The 18,996-nt window shown below is 73.7% G+C and carries 14 protein-coding genes and 2 pseudogenes; 7 read left to right on the forward strand and 9 right to left on the reverse strand.

Annotation, left to right across the window (positions count from 1 at the left end):
* Positions 1-20 precede the first annotated feature (20 nt).
* Positions 21-1,664, reverse strand: coding sequence for a peptide ABC transporter substrate-binding protein (locus ACLQ20_RS05315; protein WP_425854397.1), 1,644 nt, complete (start codon positions 1,662-1,664; stop codon positions 21-23).
* A 430-nt stretch (positions 1,665-2,094) separates the two neighbouring features.
* Between ACLQ20_RS05315 and ACLQ20_RS05320 the strand changes: the two are divergent.
* Positions 2,095-2,310 (forward strand): annotated as a pseudogene (locus ACLQ20_RS05320) (PIG-L deacetylase family protein); the annotation flags it as partial.
* A gap of 152 nt (positions 2,311-2,462) precedes the next feature.
* Here the strand turns inward: ACLQ20_RS05320 and ACLQ20_RS05325 are convergent.
* The 3 genes from ACLQ20_RS05325 to ACLQ20_RS05335 form a co-directional block, all read right to left on the reverse strand.
* Positions 2,463-3,596, reverse strand: a complete 1,134-nt coding sequence (locus ACLQ20_RS05325; protein ID WP_425854399.1) for a Cys-Gln thioester bond-forming surface protein — start codon at positions 3,594-3,596, stop codon at positions 2,463-2,465.
* A 190-nt stretch (positions 3,597-3,786) separates the two neighbouring features.
* Positions 3,787-4,473, reverse strand: a complete 687-nt coding sequence (locus ACLQ20_RS05330) for a response regulator (protein WP_132230977.1) — start codon at positions 4,471-4,473, stop codon at positions 3,787-3,789.
* Positions 4,473-5,738 carry an ATP-binding protein gene (locus ACLQ20_RS05335; protein WP_151455192.1) on the reverse strand — a complete coding sequence of 422 codons (1,266 nt, stop codon included), beginning with the start codon at positions 5,736-5,738 and terminating at the stop codon, positions 4,473-4,475. Before ACLQ20_RS05335 ends, ACLQ20_RS05330 begins: the two co-directional genes overlap by 1 nt.
* A gap of 171 nt (positions 5,739-5,909) precedes the next feature.
* Here ACLQ20_RS05335 and ACLQ20_RS05340 point away from each other — a divergent pair, with 171 nt between their 5' ends.
* The 3 genes and pseudogenes from ACLQ20_RS05340 to ACLQ20_RS05350 all read left to right on the forward strand — a co-directional run bounded on the left by ACLQ20_RS05340 (position 5,910) and on the right by ACLQ20_RS05350 (position 9,805).
* Positions 5,910-7,550, forward strand: a complete 1,641-nt coding sequence (locus tag ACLQ20_RS05340; protein WP_425854401.1) for a PspC domain-containing protein — start codon at positions 5,910-5,912, stop codon at positions 7,548-7,550.
* Positions 7,547-7,786, forward strand: a pseudogene (locus tag ACLQ20_RS05345) (hypothetical protein); the annotation flags it as partial. The gene ACLQ20_RS05340 and the pseudogene ACLQ20_RS05345, both read left to right, overlap by 4 nt.
* 765 nt (positions 7,787-8,551) lie before the next feature.
* Positions 8,552-9,805 carry a phosphatidylserine decarboxylase gene (locus ACLQ20_RS05350; RefSeq protein WP_425854403.1) on the forward strand — a complete coding sequence of 418 codons (1,254 nt, stop codon included), beginning with the start codon at positions 8,552-8,554 and terminating at the stop codon, positions 9,803-9,805.
* Positions 9,806-9,872: 67 nt separating this feature from the next.
* On the opposite strand, the gene ACLQ20_RS05355 is transcribed toward ACLQ20_RS05350, so the two are convergent.
* From ACLQ20_RS05355 to ACLQ20_RS05365, 3 genes are all read right to left on the reverse strand, one after another.
* The gene (locus ACLQ20_RS05355; protein WP_358117570.1) at positions 9,873-10,793 is read right to left on the reverse strand and encodes a CDP-alcohol phosphatidyltransferase family protein; all 921 of its coding nucleotides are present in this window, start codon (positions 10,791-10,793) and stop codon (positions 9,873-9,875) included.
* A 362-nt stretch (positions 10,794-11,155) separates the two neighbouring features.
* Complete coding sequence (locus ACLQ20_RS05360; RefSeq protein ID WP_425854404.1) at positions 11,156-12,076, reverse strand: NUDIX hydrolase; 921 nt, start codon at positions 12,074-12,076, stop codon at positions 11,156-11,158.
* Between the two features lie 114 nt (positions 12,077-12,190).
* Positions 12,191-13,138 (reverse strand): NUDIX hydrolase, encoded by a 948-nt coding sequence (locus ACLQ20_RS05365; protein WP_151456081.1) that lies wholly within the window; start codon positions 13,136-13,138, stop codon positions 12,191-12,193.
* 144 nt (positions 13,139-13,282) lie between these two features.
* On the opposite strand from ACLQ20_RS05365, the gene ACLQ20_RS05370 reads away from it, so the two are divergent.
* Complete coding sequence (locus ACLQ20_RS05370; protein WP_425854406.1) at positions 13,283-13,600, forward strand: PspC domain-containing protein; 318 nt, start codon at positions 13,283-13,285, stop codon at positions 13,598-13,600.
* A gap of 7 nt (positions 13,601-13,607) precedes the next feature.
* On the opposite strand, the gene guaA is transcribed toward ACLQ20_RS05370, so the two are convergent.
* Positions 13,608-15,164, reverse strand: a complete 1,557-nt coding sequence (gene guaA, locus ACLQ20_RS05375; RefSeq protein ID WP_425854408.1) for a glutamine-hydrolyzing GMP synthase — start codon at positions 15,162-15,164, stop codon at positions 13,608-13,610.
* Between the two features lie 286 nt (positions 15,165-15,450).
* Between guaA and ACLQ20_RS05380 the strand changes: the two genes are divergently transcribed.
* Positions 15,451-16,149 (forward strand): bacteriorhodopsin, encoded by a 699-nt coding sequence (locus ACLQ20_RS05380; RefSeq protein WP_192581494.1) that lies wholly within the window; start codon positions 15,451-15,453, stop codon positions 16,147-16,149.
* A gap of 25 nt (positions 16,150-16,174) precedes the next feature.
* Positions 16,175-17,209, forward strand: coding sequence for a Brp/Blh family beta-carotene 15,15'-dioxygenase (locus ACLQ20_RS05385; RefSeq protein ID WP_327029561.1), 1,035 nt, complete (start codon positions 16,175-16,177; stop codon positions 17,207-17,209).
* 14 nt (positions 17,210-17,223) lie between these two features.
* Here the strand turns inward: ACLQ20_RS05385 and ACLQ20_RS05390 are convergent, their stop codons facing one another.
* Complete coding sequence (locus tag ACLQ20_RS05390; RefSeq protein WP_425854410.1) at positions 17,224-18,921, reverse strand: FAD-dependent oxidoreductase; 1,698 nt, start codon at positions 18,919-18,921, stop codon at positions 17,224-17,226.
* Positions 18,922-18,996 lie beyond the last annotated feature (75 nt).

An 18,996-nucleotide genomic window follows, 5' to 3' on the forward strand; every position in this document is an offset into this window, starting at 1 on the left:
CCGGGGTCAGACCGTTCGGATCAGAGCTCGACCGAGGTGAGGTCGAGTTCACCGACGTTGGAGAGCTCGATCTTCTTGATCTTCTCGGAGTGGCCGGACTGCTGACCACCGAAGTAGACCGGGATCGAGGGGACGTCCTGGTCGATGAGGGCGACCGCCTCGGCGTACTTGGCGTGCGACGCCTCCAGGCTCGGCGCGGAGGCGGCTTCCTTGGCCAGCGCGTCGACCTGCGGGTTGCTGTACTTGCCGTCGTTCGAGGAACCGCCGGTCACGTAGAGCGGGCCGACCCAGTTCTCCACGTCCGGGTAGTCCTGCTGCCAGCCGGCGCGGTACATGCCGGTCATCTTGCCGGCGTTGATGTTCTGGCGGAACACCGCGAAGGTCGGCACGCCCTCGGCGCGAGCGTTGATGCCGAGGTTCGTCTTGACCTGCTGCGCGACGGCCTCCATCCACTCCTTGTGGCTGGCGTCGGCGTTGTAGAACATGACCAGCTCACCGGTGAAGCCACCGGCCTCGGCGAGGAGCTTCTTGGCCTCGTCGACGTTGAACTGGCAGGCGGTGCAGTTGCCGGCCTTGGCGCCCGGGGTCAGCGGGTTGGCCCAGCTGTCGGCCGGCTTGCGCGAACCGAAGAAGATCTTGTCGCTGATCTCCTGGCGGTTGATCGACATCGAGATCGCGCGACGCAGCTTCGGGTTCTGGAAGCGCTTGTCGTAGACCGGGAAGGCGATGATGCCGGTCGACGGAGTGGTGGAGGAGATGGCGCGCTCGCCCAGGTCGTTCTTCCACTTGTCGCCCGCGATGGCGGAGACCGGAACCTGCTGCTGGAAGTCCAGGTTGCCGGCGAGCAGGTCGTTGTACGCCGCCGTGTCGTCCTGGTACAGCTTGATGTTGACGTCCTTGATCTTCATCTTGTCGTTCAAGGAGTAGTCATCGAAGCGCGTCAGCTTGATCTGGACGTCGTCTTCCCACGACACGAACTTGATCGGGCCGTTGCCGATCGGCTTCTTGCCGAACGCCTCGGCGCCCTGGGTGAAGAACGCGTCCGGCAGCGGCATGAAGGTGCTGTAGCCGAGCTTGGTCGGGAACACCGCGGTCGGCGCGGCCAGGGTGACCTCGAAGGTCCAGTCGTCGACGACCTTCAGGCCGGACATCTCCTTGGCGGCGGGCTCGGGGGCCTTCTTCGGGCCCTCGGCGCCGTCCGGGTCCTCGGTGTGGACCTGGTCGAAGCCCTGGATGTCGGCGAAGAAGCTGCCGTTCTGCGCGCCGTTGGGCGAGTAGGCGCCCCAGTTCCAGGCGTCCACGAAGTTCTTGGCCTTGACGACGGTGCCGTCGTGGAACTTCGTGTCCTTCTTGATCTTGATCGTGTAGACCTTGGAGTCCGACGTCTCGATCGACTCGGCGACCGCGTTGCGCGGCGCGCTGCCGTCGTTCGGGTACTCGACCAGACCGGTCCAGATCCAGTCGATGATCGCCCCACCACCGGTCTCGGTGGTGTTCGACGGGACCAGGCCGACCTCCGGCTGAGTGCCGTCGATGGTGATCGCGCCGTCGCTGCTGGCGCCGGCGTCGCCACCGTCGCTGTCGCTGCTCGAGCAGCCGGACGCGACGAGCGCGAACGCCGCGCCCAGCGCGACCGCGCTACTTGCCCGCTTCGAGACTCTCATTCCGAGGGGCCTCCTCTTTCTGAACCTGGATCCGTCGTGGGTTTCACGCACGTATGGGGGGTGACACGTCCGGCGCCCGCAGTGCGGGAGCCGGTTTCACCGCAGTGAATTCGGGACAAGATTGATGTACCGATCCGCCGGGCCACCTCGCCCGTCGCGCTTGGCACCGCGCACACGAGACCACCACGGAGCACCGTCAACAGGCGGGTCCATGGTCGTCAGGCCGTACGGAGTGCCTCACATGAGGGGTGAGGTGCTGCCACTGTGACACCCACCGGCCCGTTCCGTGAAGGTGCCGTTATCAAGCCGTTAGTTGGTCGCCACGTTGCCGATACCCGAAAAAAGATCATGATGTACGCGGGTCGTACCGCTCTGAGCAGGAAAGACACGGTTCGGAGGGGGTCCGCCCCCCGGCGCGGGGTCGGCGGCTGTGAGCTTCCCCGCGCCCCCTCCGGCGCTGTCCGAGGTCGGCCGGGCGTTGGCCGTTTTTGCCCATCCGGACGATGCCGGCTTCGGCTGTGCGGGCACCATCGCCACCTGGGTGGCGGAGGGTGTCGACGCCTCGTACCTGCTCGCCACCCGGGCGACTGCGGAGAGTGCGGAGAGTGCGGAGCACCCGCGCGCCGAGGTGAGCCGACCGCAGGAGGAAGAGCGGCGGCGACGTACGGCAGGTCGGTCTCCGCGACGGCGCTGGTATCCACGCCCGAGGCGTGCGCCGGCTGGCCCGGCGGCGAACGACTCCGGCCCCGGCACCGCGCGGGGCGGTACCGGGGCCGGGGCCGTTGAAGCGGGCGTCGATCAGGCGGTGAAGCGCAGCTTGCGACGACGGAACAGCAGCACGGCGACCGCGCCGGCGGCCAGCAGCGCCACGCCGGCGGCGATCGCGGCGGCGATCGGGGAGCCGGTCAGCGGCAGGTCACCGCCGCCGCTCGCGGGCGAGGTCGACGGGGCCGGGCTGTCGACCGGGGCGCTCGGCGACGGGGACTCCGCCGGCGCGCTCGGCGACGGCGACTCGGCCGGCGCGGCGGCGAACGCGGCCTCGGCCTTGGCGCTCACGGTGGCGCCGGTGCTGCCACCCAGGATGAGCTTCTGCGCGGCGCGCTGGCCGGTGAAGAGGAACACCCGGCCGAACGAGACCGAGTCCTGTGCGGAAACGGTCACCTTCACCTCGCCGGCGCCGTCCGCGGCCAGCCAGAACTGGCCGCCGTTGATGGTCTTGGTGACCGGCTTGCCCTCGGCGTCGACCGCCGAGCCGCCGTCGACCGCGACGGTGATCTCGCCCGCCGGGCCCTTGACGGTGAACGGGCCGGCCTTCTCGCCGACGGTGGCCTTGGCGCTGGCCGGGTCGACGCTCAGCTCGGCCTTCGGCTCGGGCTGGTCGGTGGCGTTGGCCACCAGGTAGTCGTGGACCTTCTTGACCACGTCGTACTGCTTCTTGCCGAGCAGCTTCGGGTTGTCGACCCAGTCACCCAGCTTGACGCCGTCGCTGAAGTTCCAGATGGCGGTCTGGGTGCCGAAGTAGAGCAGCTTGTCGGCGTCGGCCTTCGCCGGAGCGGTGGCGCCGGCGGCGGCCAGCAGCTTGGCGGCGTCGGCGTTCGGGTAGCCGTGGGTCAGCACCCACTGCACCTTGCCGAGGTTCTTCACCTGGGACTCGTCCCAGGTGCCCTCCTTGTACTTGCCGTCGATCGCCACGTTGGTGTGGTAGTCGATGCAGAAGGCGGGGACGAGCTTTCCGTCGATCTTGAGTGCCAGGGCACCGGTGCTCTTCGGCTGCCCGTTGAGCACGAGCGTGACGTTGCTGCCCTTGACCGACTTGGCGACGCCGGTCTTGTCGGCGGCGGCGGCCGGCGCCACCGCGCCGAGTGCCAGCGCGCCGCCGGCGACGGTCGCCAGGGCGATCCGCGCCCAGCGCCGTCCTCGTTGTCCGAACATCAGAATCGTGCACCTCTCCCCAGGGGTGACCCGCGCACGGCGGGTTGCGTGAAGCCGCCGTTCCCGCGGGATGTGCACCACCCGCACGCGAGAACGCGACGGGGCATTATGTGACGGGAGTTGATCGCTTGTCAGCCCCTGTGGGCCGCATTCGTCGGTTCCGTCCCATATGACGGGGAAAAGAATTGGATCACACGAGCCGACGGTCGGCCGCCCAGCGGGACAACTCGTACCTGTTGGACATCTGGAGCTTGCGAAGCACGTTGGACACGTGCGTCTCCACCGTCTTGATGGAGATGTAGAGCTCCTTGGCGATCTCCTTGTAGGCGTACCCCCGGGCGAGCAGCCGCAGCACCTCGCGCTCGCGGTTGGTGAGCTGGTCCAGCTCCGGGTCGGCCACCGGGGCGTCGGGACGGGCCGCGAACGCGTCCAGCACGAACCCCGCCAACCGGGGGCTGAACACGGCGTCGCCGTCGGCCACCCGGCGGACCGCGGCGGCCAGCTCCTCGGGAGAGATCGTCTTCGTGACGTAGCCCCGCGCGCCGGCCCGGATCAGCCCGATCACGTCCTCCGCCGCGTCCGAGACGCTCAGCGCCAGGAACCTGACCTGCGGGTGGGTACGCCGCATCGCCTCCAGCACCGCCCGGCCGCCGCCGTCGGGCATGTGCACGTCGAGCAGCACCACGTCGGGCAGCGTGGCGGCGATCCGGGTGACCGCCTCGGCGACAGTGCTCGCCTCGCCCACCACCTCGACGTGCGCGCCCAGCTCGGCGCGGACCCCCGCGCGGAACATGGCGTGGTCGTCGACGAGGAAGACCCGCAGCCGCTCGGCGCGGGCAGCCGCCCCCTCGACCGGTTCCATCGACTGCTCGGTCATCACTTGTCCCTCTCCGCCGTTGCCGGGTCGCGGGTGATCGGCAGGATCAACCGGACCTCGGTCCCTTCCCCCGGCTCGGAGCGGATCTCCGCCCGGCCGCCGTGCCGCTTCATCCGCCCGATGATCGAGCCCCGGACCCCGTGCCGGTGATCCTCCACCGTATCCGGGTCGAAGCCCTTCCCCCGGTCCCGGACGAAGACGCTGACCTGATCCGGCTCGACCTCGGCGTAGAGCGAGACGGTCTGCACCCCGGCGTGCCGGGCGGCGTTCACCAGCGCCTCGCGGGCGGCCGCCACCAGCGCGCCGACCCGCTCGTCGGTCTCCCGGTCGCCGACCACCACCGCCTCCACCGTGATCGCGAACGTGTCCTCGACCTCGGCGGCGGCCTGCTCCAGGGCGGCGGCGAACCGCTCGGTGGGCGAGCCGGTGGGCTTGTAGAGCCAGTTGCGCAGCGAGCGTTCCTGCCCCCTGGCGAGCCGCTGGACGGTCTTCACGTCGCTCGCGTTGCGCTGGATCAGGGCCAGGGTGTGCAGCACCTGGTCGTGCACCATGGCAGCCAGCTCGGCCCGTTCCTGCTCCCGGATGCGCCCCTCGCGCTCCGACCGGAGCTGGTTGTACGTCCGCCACAGCACCGGCGCGGCCACCACGCCGACCCCGGCCAGCCCGACCAGGGCGAAGATCACGCCGTTGAGCACGGCGTCGAAGTTCTGCGCCGGGGAGTACACCGCGGCGACGCCGATGATGCCCACCGCGACCAGCACCCCGCCGCCGATGAACCGGAGCACGAAGGCCCGCCGGTCGCTCTCCTCCACCACCGCGCCCAGCCAGGGCACCGGCATGGAGTCGCCCCACTGCCGCCGCCGCTCCGGCGCCGACTGGTGCCAGATCACCCCGGCGCCGACCGCGATGATCGCGACCAGCCAGCCGGCGGTGCCCGCCGCCCCGACCGAGTCGAAGACCATCACCTGCACCAGCAGCACGCCGAGGCCGATCGCCACGAACGGCAGCAGCTGGGCGACGTCCCTGCGGGCCGGTACGGCGGTGTCGCCCGGGCGCAGCGGCACGACCGCCCAGAAGGCCGCGTAGAGCAGCAGGCCGAGCCCGCTCAGCCCCAGCAGCACCATGAAGGCGACCCGTACCCGCAGCACCGAGATGCCGAGGTGGTCGGCGATGCCGGCGGCCACCCCCGCGGCCATCCGGTGCTCGGGGGCGCGGTAGAGGCGGGGTGGCTGGGTCACGGCGCTGATCGGAGACTCCCTGGTCACGGCGGGCACGGAGCGGGCGACGGTCCGTTTCCGGTGTCGGATCGATCGTCACACGACGCACCGGGGCCCGACCACGGGGACGCCCCCGACATTCGGGCCGCCGGGATCTCAGGGTGGGGTCAGGGTCGGGTCCTGAGGCCGTCCGGCGGGTCGGGGCAGCAGGATCGAGGCATGACCGAGGAAGCTGCCCAGCCCGCCGACCCCCGGGCCGCTCAGCCGGGCGGGCCACCGCCGACCGCGCCACCGCCCGCCGGCTCCGCGGCGCCGCCCCCCGTGGCCGCGCCGCCCCCCGCCGGGGACGCGGGCGGGACGCCACCGCCGGGCCCCGGACCGCAGCCGTCGTTCGGCGGCGCCGGCTTCACCTCGCGGTACGGCCTGGTGCGCCCCCGCGACGGCCGCTACCTGGCCGGCGTCTGCGCCGCCATCGGCCGGGCCACCAACACCGACCCGGTCCTCTGGCGGGTGCTGCTGGCGGTGCTCGGCTTCTTCGGCGGCATCGGCATCCTGGTCTACGTCACCGCCTGGCTGATCATCCCGGGCGAGGGGGACAGCGCCTCTCCCGTCGAGTCCATGCTGGGCCGGGGCCGGTCCAGCATGTCCCCGGTCACGGTGATCGTGCTGAGCATCCTGGTCGCGATCAGTTTCGGCTACATCGTCACGGACGCGTTCCGGGCGGTGCTGCTCGGCGCCACGATCCTGATCGGCGGCGCGCTGCTGCTGAACCGCGACAACAGGGCCGCCCAGGGCGCGCCGGTCGGCCCCGTCCCGCCCGTTCCGCCCACCGCCCCACCCGGGCCGGTGCCACCCGTCGGCCATCCCGCCCCGGTCGCGTACGCGGCCCCGCCGACCGTGGCCGTGGCCCCCGGATCGGGCCCGGTCCCGGCCCCGCCGGCGACCGTCGCCCAGCCCGCCTGGAGCGCCCCGGTCTCCCCACCGACCGCCGAGCTGCCCGCCTGGCCGCCGGCCGCCCCGGCCCCGCCCGCCCGTCCACCCGCGGGTACGCCGACCGTCGGCTGGCCCCCGGCAGCGCCCACGTCCGGCTGGCCCGCCGCGACCTCGGGCGCACCGGGACCGGGCCACCCGGTGCCCCCGCCCCGGCCCCCGGGCTACCGGCCCCCGTTCGCCCCGCACGGCCCGTACGCCGGGCAGACCGTCGTGCCGCCCGCACCGCGCAAGCCGCCGAAGCCGCCGAAGCGACCGAAGGAGCGCTCCCCGCTCGGCGCGGTGACGTTCTCGCTGATCTTCCTCGCCCTGGGCGTGGTCGCCGTCGTCGACCTGCTGGACGTCTACGCCATCGGGGCGTCGGCCTACTTCGCGGCCACGCTGGCCACCATCGGGCTCGGCCTGCTGGTCGGCACCTGGTTCGGACGGGCCCGCTGGATCATCGCGCTCGGCGTGGTGGCCGCCGCCGCGCTCGGCGTGGCCACCGTGGCCGAGTCCTACGACCGGATCCGGGGCGTCGACGGCAACGTCACCTGGGCGCCCACCGACCACCGCGACCTCGCCCTGCGGTACGAGAACAGCTTCGGCGACACGGTCCTGGACCTGCGCGCGGTCGACTTCGACAAGAAGAACACCGAGATCACCGTCTCCGTCAACTTCGGCGAGTGCACGGTGGTGGTGCCGCCGAACGTCGACGTCACCACGGTCGCCGACGTCAACGCCGGCGACGCGGTCGTCTTCGGCAAGCACTCCGGCGGGCTGGCGGGCGAGCTGCGGGAGACGACCGACCTGGGTCCGGACGGCCCCGGCGGCGGCACGCTGCGCCTCTACATCCACGTCAACGCCGGCAACCTGGAGGTGACCCGGTGAAGGCCCACCGCACCGACATCGTGTCCTTCGCCTTCGGGCTGATCTTCCTCGGCCTCGCCGCGTGGTGGCTGCTCGCCCAGTTGCTCGGGCTCGCCCTCCCTCCGGTCGGCTGGTTCCTGGCCGGCGCGCTGATCCTGATCGGCCTGCTGGGCCTGCTGGGCGCGCTGCGATCCGGGCGGTCCGGCGCCGCGCCCACGCCCGGCGACGCCCCCTCCGGCGACGCCCTCACCGACACCACCCTCACCGACGCCACCGCCTCCGACGCCACCGCCTCCGACGCGGTCGCCCCGGACACCGTCGCGCCCGTCTCCACCCCGCCGGGCGCGGAACCGGCGGGCCGGGCCACGGACCGACAGGCCACCGGGATCGACCCGACCCGCTGGGACCTCGACCGGCCCGCGCCGGCCGACGAGCCGACGGCGTGGGGCGGCCGGCGCTCCGACTGGGGCGAGCCGACCGACTGGGGCACGCGGTCCGAGTGGGACGTCTCCGCGCCGACCACCGGCGCACCGACGACGGCCGGACTGCCGCCGAGCGGACAGGCGGCGGAGGAACCGACGACCGGCGGGCAGACGGCGGAGATGCCGACGACCGGCGGGCAGACGGCGGAGATGCCGACGACCGGCGGGCAGACGGCGGAGATGCCGACGACCGGCGGTCCGGCCAGGGGTGGCCTGCGGGCCGGGGACGAGGCCGACGAGTGGCCGACGGAGGCCGTCACCGACGTCCGGCCCGAGGCGGTCGAGGACCGCGCCGCCGACGAGGACGCCCTGTCCCGGCGGACCGACGGGCCGTCGGCCGGTGGGGAGCACCCGCGCGGCTGACCACAGCGGTGCGGCCGTCGTCGGCGGCGGCCTATGCTGGCCGTGGAGAACTCGCCTCCGCCGGCCGGCCCGCGCCGACCTGGCCGCCGCAGCGACCTGGCCGCCGCGCCGGCCGGACGCGCCGCCGTGGCGGTCCCGCCGCGATTCCCGTCTCTACCCGTCAGGAGTCCGTCCGACATGACGCAGTCCCCCGCCGTGCGCACCTTCGGCCGGTCCGGTCCGGTCCGCATCGGCGAGCGAGCCGCCCGTACCCTCGTCTCCGAGCTCGCCCGGATCAACGATCCGAAGGCCGCGCTGCTGGTCGGCGCGACGCCCGAGTCCGCGGTGCTGACCGCGGCGATCGACGCGCTGCTGCCCGGCGACACCCTCACCCTGGTGCCCGCCGGGTCGGCCTCCCCGGCGGCCCTCCGGGAGCACGTCACCGCCCAGGGTCGCTGGGTGGCCGACCGGGTCCGCGTGGTCGACACCCTCGCCGAGGCCGAGCCGGCCGCGGTGGTCGTCGCCGCGGAGCCGCTCACCGGCACGGCCGACGAGACCCGCGCCGCCGTCGAGGGCCTGACGAAGTACCTCGCCGACGGCGCGGTGCTGAGCGTGGCCACGACCGCGACGCCGGGGCGTACCGCGGGCGCCGCCGCCGAACTGGACCGGCAGGGCGCGTTGTACGGCGTCGGGGTCGATCTGGTGCTGCGCAACACGCCGCCGCTGCGGGTGTACCGGCTCCGCTACACCCCGGCCGACGCCGCGTCGGCGGCCCGGCTGGCGCCGGCGTACCGCCCGTCCAGCGTCCCGCTGACCCGTGGGATGCACATCGACTCCAACGGGGTGGCCGCGGCCGGCATCGCGCTGGGCCTGGCCGCGGTGGCCCGGGCGACCCGGCCGAAGTCGAAGCTCTGGCTGCTCCCGGCCCTGGCCGCCGCTCCCGTGGCCGCCTTCTTCCGGGACCCGGAGCGCGACGTGCCGGAGGACTCGTCGGCGGTCGTCGCCTCGGCCGACGGTCGGGTGCTGTCCGTGCAGCGGCTGCACGACGAGCGCTTCGGCGAGGGCGAGTGGCTGCGGATCGCGGTCTTCCTGTCGGTGCTGGACGTGCACGTCAACCGTGCCCCGGTGGCCGGCAAGGTGGTCGACTACTTCGTCGCCGACGGTGGCTTCGCCAACGCGATGAAGCCGGCGGCGGAGCACAACGTGGCCGCGTACACGGTGCTGGACACCGCGCGCGGCACGGTGGTCGTGGCGCAGCGCACGGGCCTGATCGCCCGGCGGATCGTGCAGCGGGCGCCGATCGGCGCGCTGCTGGCCCGGGGCGAGCGCTTCGGCCTGATCCGGTTCGGCTCGCGCACAGACGTCTACCTGCCGGCGGACGCGGCGGAGCCGCTGGTCGGCCCGGGGGACAAGGTCGTCGGGGGTTCGACCGTCATCGCCCGCTGGCGCTGAGGCCCGGGCCGGACGACACGAAGAAGGGGCGCCGCGAATGCGCGGCGCCCCTTCTCGCGTACGTGTGTCAGGCGGTACGACGCTGACGCAGCCAGAGCACCGGGCCGCTGACCAGGTAACCGACCACGATCAGGGCGAAGGTGAGCCGGATGTCGATCAGCGCGCCGATCACCGGGGCCAGCCACAGCCACGGCGGCAGCTTCAGCAGCCGGGCGAGCTTCGCGTAGGGGAAGCTGGAGACCATGGCGAAGGCGAGCAGCGCCACGCCGGCGACCAGGACGATGCCCGGCACCGGCAGCCCGATGGCGACGGTCAGCGCGAGCACTGCGGCGGCCATGGTGGTGGGCACGCCGCAGAAGAACCGGCCGTCCTTCGGCGAGACGTTGAACCGGGCGAGCCGGATCGCCGCGCACGCTGCCACGAGGGCGCAGGCCACCGCGGCGGCCGGCGTGGAGACCGAACCGGCCAGCGAGGCGTAGACCACCACGGGGGCGGCGAGCCCGAACGAGCACATGTCGGCCAGCGAGTCCATCTGCGCCCCGAACGGGCTGGCCACCCCGAACTTGCGGGCGAGCGCGCCGTCGAGGCCGTCGAAGACGACGCAGGCGATCAGGCAGAGCGCGGCGACGCGCACCTCGCCCTGCATGGCCAGGAAGATGGCCAGCATGCCGAGCATCAGGCTGCTGAGTGTGCAGGCGTTGACCACCGCGAACTTCATCCGGCGGGCGACCGTCCGCTCGCCCGGAAGCAGCGGGATCGACATCGCCGAGTCGTCGTCGACCGGGGTCGTGGGGCCGAGCGCGGGGCTGACCGGGACGATCGAGGCGACGTCGGCGCGCTCGACCCGGGTGAGTCCGTAGCGGCGTCGCGGCCGGTCGGCGTAGCGGTGCTCGGACATCGAGAGGTCGCTGGTCGCGTGCAGGTCGCCGTCGCGGCGCCCCACCCGGACCAGCAGCACCTGCCGGGCGAGCGTGCTGCTGCGGCGCAACGGGCCCGCCCAACGACGCCCTGCGGGACGCGGACTGTCAGTGGTACGACGCCGGCGCCATGGGGCTCTCGGCACGTTTCCTCCATCACCGGATCGGTTTACCGTCGCGAGGGCGGCTGTCCGGCTGTCTCGTGCCGGACCTTTCTGGCCCGGCAGCCGTTTTGCGGAGTACACCATCGCATAGGGGAACGGGGATTGGCGATAGCTGCCGGCGGTACTTATATCTGGTCTAACCGCGCGTACCGCTCTCTTATTCCCATCTCGGGCTCCATCGCCCGTTTCCTCCACCAACCCCACATCGAATGTACCGGACCCCGTCTCCGTCGGCTCGGTGAGCGGGTGCCGGGGACACCGATGTCCGGTTACGGACGCTCGTCGGTAGGGGCATTGGCCAGCGCCAGTGCGGCGATCCCGGTCAGCGGCAGCCCGGCGAGCTGCTCCGGCGTGAACCAGCCCGCGCGGGCGGTGGAGCCGCCGGCGAGCTCGGTCACCCGTGGCTCCGTGGGCGCGTCCACCGCCACCCGGTAGAGCACCCGGATGCCGTGCCAGTCGAGCGGGCGCCCCTCCGGGCCCAGCGCGGCCGGGTTGTGCAGGTTGTCGACGCCGATCAGCTCGACCACCCGACCGAGCTGGCCGGACTCCTCGACCAGCTCGCGCAGCAGCGCGGCGACCGGCTGCTCGCCGTGGTCGGTCCCGCCGCCGGGCAGGTGCCACCGGCCGGCGCCCGGGTAGCCGTCGGCGATCATGGTGAGCAGCACCCGGCCGGCAGGGTCGGTGACCAGGCCGTACGCCCCGAAGCGCTGCCTCCGGTCGGACGGGGTGGCCGGACCTTCCGCCGGCGAGCGGGGCAGATCGGACGGCAGGGGCGACACGGGCACGCCGAGCAACTCGGCGGTGAACGGCATGAGCGGCACCGCCGCCGCCTCGTCGGTCGTGAACCAGCCCAGCTCGTCGGTGCCGCCGGCCGGCTCCGGCCGGGGTTCACCGCCCCGCACGGTGACGTCGAAGACCACGCGATCGGTGTGCAGCGCGACGTCGGCGGCACGGAAGGTCGTGACGTCGGCGGACACCGCCCGCAGCCCGGTCACCTCCACCGTGAGGCCGGTCTCCTCGGCGAACTCGCGGACCACCGCGTGCGCCGGGTGCTCGGCGTGTTCGAGGCCTCCGCCGGGCACCTGCCAGACGCCCGGGACCGGGCACGAGGCGGAACCCCGGACCAGCAACACCCGCCCGTCCGAGCCCCAACACACCCCGAACGCGCCGACCCGCCGCCGCTTCTCCACCCGCCCGCACTCCCCCGCCCGCGCCGACCCGTTCCGTCGATCATGAGGTTAGCCGCAGCGGGTCCGACGTGCCGCCCGGTCGACCTCGTGATCAAGGAACAGGGGGCCGGGCGGTCAGGCCAGGCGGGCGGCCTGGACGGCTTCCGCCGTCACCTCGGTCAGGCGGTCGGTGGGGAGGGCGCCCAGTTCCTCGCGGCCGAACCAGCGGGCCTCACAGGTGGAGCCGCCGACGTCGGCGACGGTGGGCGGGGCCGGCTTGTCGACCACGACCCGGTAGAAGGCGCGGACGCCGTGCCAGTCGATCGGGTAGCCCTCGGGGCCGAGGGAGGCCGCGTCCCGGTGGCTGGCCACCCCGAGCAGCTCGACGAGGCGCCCGGTCTGCCCGGTCTCCTCGACCAGCTCCCGGATCAGGGCCGCGCCGGGCTGCTCGCCGTAGTCGGTGCCGCCGCCGGGCAGGTGCCAGCAGCCCGCGCCCGGGTAGCCGTCGGAGACCCGGGTGAGCAGCACCCGGTCGTCCGGGTCGGTCACCACGGCGTACGCGGCGAAGCGCTGGGCCCGGTGCAGCCCGTCGGGGCCGGGCACGGCGTAGAACGAGGGGAACTCCGGCGCCTCGTCCGGAACGATGTCGGCGGACGAGGCGGGCAGGCCCAGGGCCCGCGCGGTGAACGACCGCAGCGGCAGCTCGCGGGCCTCCGCCGGGGTGAACCAGCGAACCAGGTCGGTCGGCCGGTCGACCCGGTCGGCGAGCGTCCCGCCCCGGACCGAGACCTGGTAGATCAGGCGGTCGGTGTGGATGGTGATGCCCCGCTCCGGCAGCGCCCGCATGTCGGCGAGCACGTCGTGCAGGCCGGCGACGGTGACGGAGAGGCCGGTCTCGGCGGCGGTCTCCCGGACGACGGTGTGGTGGGGATCCTCACCGTGGTCGACCGCCCCGCCGGGCAGCGACCACGTGCCGGGGGTGCCGGAGCGCTCCGATGCGCGGACCAGCAACACCCGGCCGACTGAATCAGCACAAACTGCGTATGCCGCGATCCTGCGGAGCGGCTCCAGCATGGTGGTCACGGGGGCAAATTCTCCCCGGCCCGGGTTACCTCCATCGAAAAGAGTCAGATTCCTGACTGAATGCTCGCGCCTCAGGGGCGGGTCAGGGTAGGGATCCGGGCGGTCACCGAGGACGGCTCGACGACGGGCGCGGACCGTGGAGACATGACCTACACCGCCCCTCCCCAGCCCCCGTACAAGCAGCTCCGTCGCCCCGTCACGGACCGGATGGTCGCCGGAGTGGCCAGCGGCCTCGGCCGGTACTTCGCCGTCGACCCCACCCTGGTCCGGGTGGTCTTCGCGGTCACCGGCCTGCTCACCGGCGGGCTCGCGCTGCTCGCGTACCCGATCATGTGGTTCCTGATGCCCGAGGAGCCGGCCGACGCGCCCGCCTGGCCGCACCCGGCGCAGGCCCAGCCGCCCACGGTGGCGCAGCCGACCGTGGCGCCGCCCACGCAGCCGACCTATCCGCCGGCGGCGTGAGGCGGGATCACTCCCACTCGATCGTGCCCGGCGGCTTGCTCGTGACGTCCAGCACCACGCGGTTGACCTCGGCGACCTCGTTGGTGATCCGGGTGGAGATCCGCGCCACCACCTCGTAGGGCAGCCGGGACCAGTCGGCGGTCATCGCGTCCTCGCTGGAGACGGGCCGCAGCACCACGGGATGCCCGTAGCTGCGGCCGTCGCCCTGCACGCCGACGCTGCGCACGTCGGCCAGGAGCACCACGGGGAACTGCCAGACGCCCCGGTCCAGGCCGGCGGCGGTGAGCTCCTCGCGGGCGATCAGGTCGGCCCGCCGGAGCAGGTCGAGCCGCTCCTGGTCGACCGCGCCGATGATCCGGATGGCCAGGCCCGGGCCCGGGAACGGGTGCCGCCAGACCATCGCCTCGGGCAGGCCGAGCTGGAGCCCGAGCGCCCGGACCTCGTCCTTGAACAGCGTGCGCAGCGGCTCGACCAGCGCGAACTTCAGGTCCTCCGGCAGGCCGCCGACGTTGTGGTGGCTCTTGATGTTGGCGGTGCCGGTGCCGCCGCCGGACTCCACCACGTCCGGGTAGAGGGTGCCCTGGACGAGGAACTCGACGTCGCCGTGGGCGGCGACCTCCCGCGCCGCGGCCTCGAAGACCCGGATGAACTCCCGACCGATAATCTTGCGCTTCTGCTCGGGGTCGGTGACCCCGGCCAGGGCGCCGAGGAACCGGTCGGCCGCGTCGACCACCTTGAGCTTGATGCCGGTGGCGGCGACGTAGTCCTTCTCCACCTGCTCGGCCTCGCCGGCGCGCAGCAGGCCATGGTCGACGAAGACGCAGGTGAGCTGGTCGCCGACGGCCTTGTGCACCAGCGCGGCGGCGACGGCCGAGTCGACCCCGCCGCTCAGGCCGCAGATGACCTCCTTGTCGCCGACCTGCTCGCGGATCCGGGCGACCTGCTCGTCGATGATGTTCTCGGGCGTCCAGGTCGGCGCGATGCCGGCGATGTCGTGCAGGAAGCGGCGCAGCATCTCCTGGCCGTGCGCGGTGTGCCCGACCTCCGGGTGGAACTGCACGCCGGCCCGGCGTCCGACCACGTCCTCGAACGCGGCGACCGGCGCCCCCGCCGACTCGGCGGTGACCGTGAAGCCCGCCGGGGCCTCGGTCACGCAGTCGCCGTGGCTCATCCAGACCGGCAGGTCGGCCGGCAGGTCGCGGAGCAGCACGCCCGGGTCGAGCAGGCGGGGACGCAGCGGGGTGCCGCCGTACTCGCGGTTGCCGGTGCGGGCCACCGTGCCGCCGAGCGCCTGGGCCATCGCCTGGAAGCCGTAACAGATGCCGAAGACCGGCACCCCGGCCTCGAACATGCCGGCGTCGATCTGCGGGGCGCCCGGCGCGTAGACGCTGGACGGGCCGCCGGAGAGGATGATCGCCGCCGGGTCCTTCGCCAGCATCTCGGCGACCGGCATCGAGTGCGGCACGATCTCGGAATAGACGTTGGCCTCACGCACCCGACGCGCGATGAGCTGGGCGTACTGGGCTCCGAAGTCCACCACGAGGACGGGGCGAGGCGTGCTCATGGCAGCAAATCCTACCGACGACGCCGCCGCGCCCCCCGCCGGTCCGCCCCCACGCCGCCGTCGCGGCGGAGGTGACGTCGCCCACCGTACGGGCGATCCGGCGCGCCACCGCCCTTCCGGCGGAAGTGATTAGGCCTGTATGCGCTTTTTGACCCGTATACGGTGTCCGTACCGCCCGCCGCCGGGGCACGCACGGGACCCGACGGGTCCGGGCGGCTGCCCGGCCGTACGCCCGGGTCGTCAGCAGCGGCGGGCGCGGGACGCCGGGAGCCGGCCGGGGGTGGGCATGACCGAGTGGTGGCTGTGGATGTACGTCGCCGCCATGGCGGGCGGAGTCGTGCTGTTCAGCCGGTGGCGCGCGGACCCGCGGGGAGTCCCGCGCAGCGAGTACCGGGTCGCGATCGCCATCCCGCTCTGGTCCGGCTCCTGGTACCTGCTCATGGCGCTGGGCGGCGGGCGCACGGAGGTGGCCGGCCACACGCTCTACTGGGCGCGGTACGTCGACTGGGTGGTAACCGCCCCACTGTTGCTGGTGGCCCTGATGCTGACCGCGACGCACTCCCTGCCCGGACGCTGCTGGCGGCTGATGGGCGTCCTCGCCGGGGCGAACGTGGTGGTGATCCTCAGCGGCCTGTTCGCCGACCTCACGGCCGACGGCGCGGCCCGCTACACCCTGTACGCGATCGGGGTGCTGGCCCTGCTCGCGGTCTACGCCCTGATCTGGGGACCGCTGCGCGCCCACGCGCACCGCCAGCCGGAAGAGATCGCGGGGGTCTACACGGAGGCCGCACTGCTGCTCAGCGCGCTCTGGGCGGGCTATCCCGTGTTCTGGATCCTCGGCCCATCCGGGGTCGGCCTGTTCAGTTCCGCCACCACCAGCCTGCTCCTCGTCGTGCTGTCCATCGTGTCGAAGGTGGGCTGGAGCATCCTCGATCTCGGCCGGCTACGCGCCCTGTCAAACCGTGGTCACCTCACCGTCGTCTGACCCGGCCACCGGAGCCGGCTCCCGGGTGCCGGCGTCGGACGACCGGGCGCCCGCCCGGACCCGACGACCGCCGGCGGGCACGACAACCGGCGCGGCGGAGGGCCCGGGGCGGCCGGACCGGCTGCTGCGGCGCGCCGGGACCGCCTCGCAGCTCGCGCTCGGCGGGCTGCTGGCGATGTCGCCGCTGATCGACGCCGCCGGGCCGGGCGGCTCGCCGGCCTTCCTGGTCGCGGGACTGCTCCTCGGGCTGCCGCACGGCGCGGTCGACCATCTCGTGCCCGCTCGACTGTCGGAGCGCGCCCGGCCGCTGGCGGCGCGCGTGGCGCTGCTGGTGGTCTACACCGCCGTGGCCGGCGCCGGGCTGGCGGCCTTCCTGGCCGCGCCGGACCTGGCGCTGGTCGGTTTCCTCCTCGTGTCGGTCGTCCACTTCGGCACCGCCGACGTGGCGTTCCACGCCGAGCGGGACCGCCGGCCGGTCCGGGCGAGGGTGACCGCCGTGCTCGCGCACGGGGGACCGCCGGTGGTCGTCCCGTTGGCGCTGTGGCGGGACCAGGTCGACCCGTTGCTGGCGGCAGTGGCACCTCGGGCACCGGCGCTGCTCACCGTCGAGGTGCGGGCGCTGGCGCTGGCCACCGTGCTGGGCGCGGTCGCGGTCACCGCGATCCGGTACGCCCGCGCCGGACGCGCCCGCGACGCCGTCGAACCCGTCCTCCTCGCCGGGCTGTTCGGCACCGTGCCGCCGGCCCTGGCCGTGGGGGCGTACTTCGCGGCCTGGCACTCCTGCCGCCACGTCGCCCGGTTGCTGCGGCACGACCCGCGTAACACGGCCGACCTGGCGGCCGGACGGGTCGGGCCGCCGCTGCGGCGCTTCGCCCGGCAGGCGGCAGCTCCCACGGCGGTGGCCGTCGCCGCGCTGATCGCCCTGGTCGCCTGGCCCGGCCACCGGTCGGACCCGCTGCCCGCGACGTTCGCCGTGCTGGCCGCGCTGACCCTCCCGCACGCGGTCCTGGTCGCCTGGACGGAGCGACGCGGGCCGGAGCCGTCAGGCTGGACAAGGTGACCACTGGGCCCTGGTCAGCTGCGCAGGGCACCGGGGGCGTCGGCCGGCACCGCCGGGAGGCGCGGTGGCACCGGCTCCAGCCGGCGGTACGGCTCACCCAGCGGCGGCCTCGGGTCCGCGTCGCCCCTGTTGGGCCAGAAGGACATCGCGCGTTCCGCCTGGGCGGTGATGGTCAGCGACGGGTTCACCCCGAGGTTCGCCGAGACCGCCGCGCCGTCGACCACGTGCAGCCCCGGGTGGCCGAACACCCGGTGCCACGGGTCGATCACGCCGTCGGCCGGGGTGGCGCCGATCACCGCTCCGCCGAGGATGTGGGCGGTCATCGGGATGTCGAACGGCTCGGTCAGGGCGCCGCCGGGCGTACCGCCGATCTCCTCGGCCAGCAGGCGGGCCGCCTGGTTGCCGGCCGGGATCCAGGTCGGGTTGGGCGCGCCGTGGCCCGGCCCGGAGACCAGGTGCCGGCCGAACGGGCCGCGCCGCAGCCGGGTGGTCAGCGAGTTGTCCACCGACTGCATGACCAGGGCGATCACCGTCCGCTCCGACCAGCCACGCACCGACAGCAGCCGGGCCGCCGTGCCGGGCTGGCGCAGCAGGATCCCCAGCCAGCGGCGGACCCGGCGCGGCCCGCCGTCGACCAGCAGCGACTGGAGCAGGCCCATCGCGTTCGAGCCCCGGCCGTAGCGGACCGGCTCGACGTGGGTCTGCGGGTCGGGGTGGAACGAGCTGGTGATCGCCACCCCCTCGGTGAAGTCGAGCCCCTGGGCGCGGGCCTGCCGGCGGGGCACCGAGGCGCCGAGGATCGCCTCCGAGTTGGTCCGGGTCAGCTCGCCGAGGCGGGGCGAGAGCGCGGGCAGGGCACCCTCCGCCTTCATCGCGTGCAGCAGCCCCTGGGTGCCGAGCGCGCCGGCCGCGAAGACCACCTGGTCGGCGTGGATCACCTGCCGCCGCGCGCGCAGCCAGGCCCCCGTGCGCACCGTGTGCACCGCGTATCCGCCGTCGCCGGCCGGGCGGACGGCCGTGACCGTCGTCAGCGGGTGCACCCGCGCGCCGAGTCGCTCAGCCAGCCAGAGGTAGTTCTTGACCAGCGTGTTCTTCGCACCCTGCCGGCAGCCGGTCATGCACGCGCCGCAGTGCGTGCAGCCGGTGCGCTCCGGCCCGGCGCCACCGAAGTAGGGGTCGGTGGCCCGCTGGCCGGGGCGGCCGATGAACACGCCGACCGGGGTGGCGTGGTGGGTGTGCCCCACCCCCATCCGGTCGGCCACCGCCCGCATCGCCCGGTCCGCGCGGGTGACGAGCGGGTACGTGGTGGCGCCGAGCATCCGCTTCGCCTGGTCGTAGTGGCCGGCCAGCTCGTCGTGCCAGTCGGTGACGTCCCGCCACTGCGGGTCCGTGTAGAAGGCGTCCAGCGGCTCGTAGAGGGTGTTGGCGTAGACCAGTGAGCCACCGCCGACCCCGGCGCCGGAGAGCACCAGGACGCCGCCGCCGGCCTTCCGGTCGGCCGGGCGCAGCAGGGTGAGCCGCTGGAGGCCGTAGCAGCCGAGGCGGGGCGCCCACAGGAAGCGCCGCAGCCGCCAGGAGGTCTGCGGGAACTCGTCGTCGGCGAAGCGACGCCCGGCCTCCAGCACCCCGACCGAGTAGCCCTTCTCGGCCAGCCGGAGCGCGGTGACGCTGCCGCCGAAGCCGGACCCGATGACGAGCACGTCGTACCGCATGACCGCATCATTACCGCTCGGTAGCCATCGCGCCAGCGCCCGATTTCGCGGGATCATGCTCCGGTCCACGATCCC

Origin of the sequence: Micromonospora sp. DT46, from assembly GCF_049841735.1 — a bacterium.
GTDB lineage: Bacteria > Actinomycetota > Actinomycetes > Mycobacteriales > Micromonosporaceae > Micromonospora > Micromonospora reichwaldensis.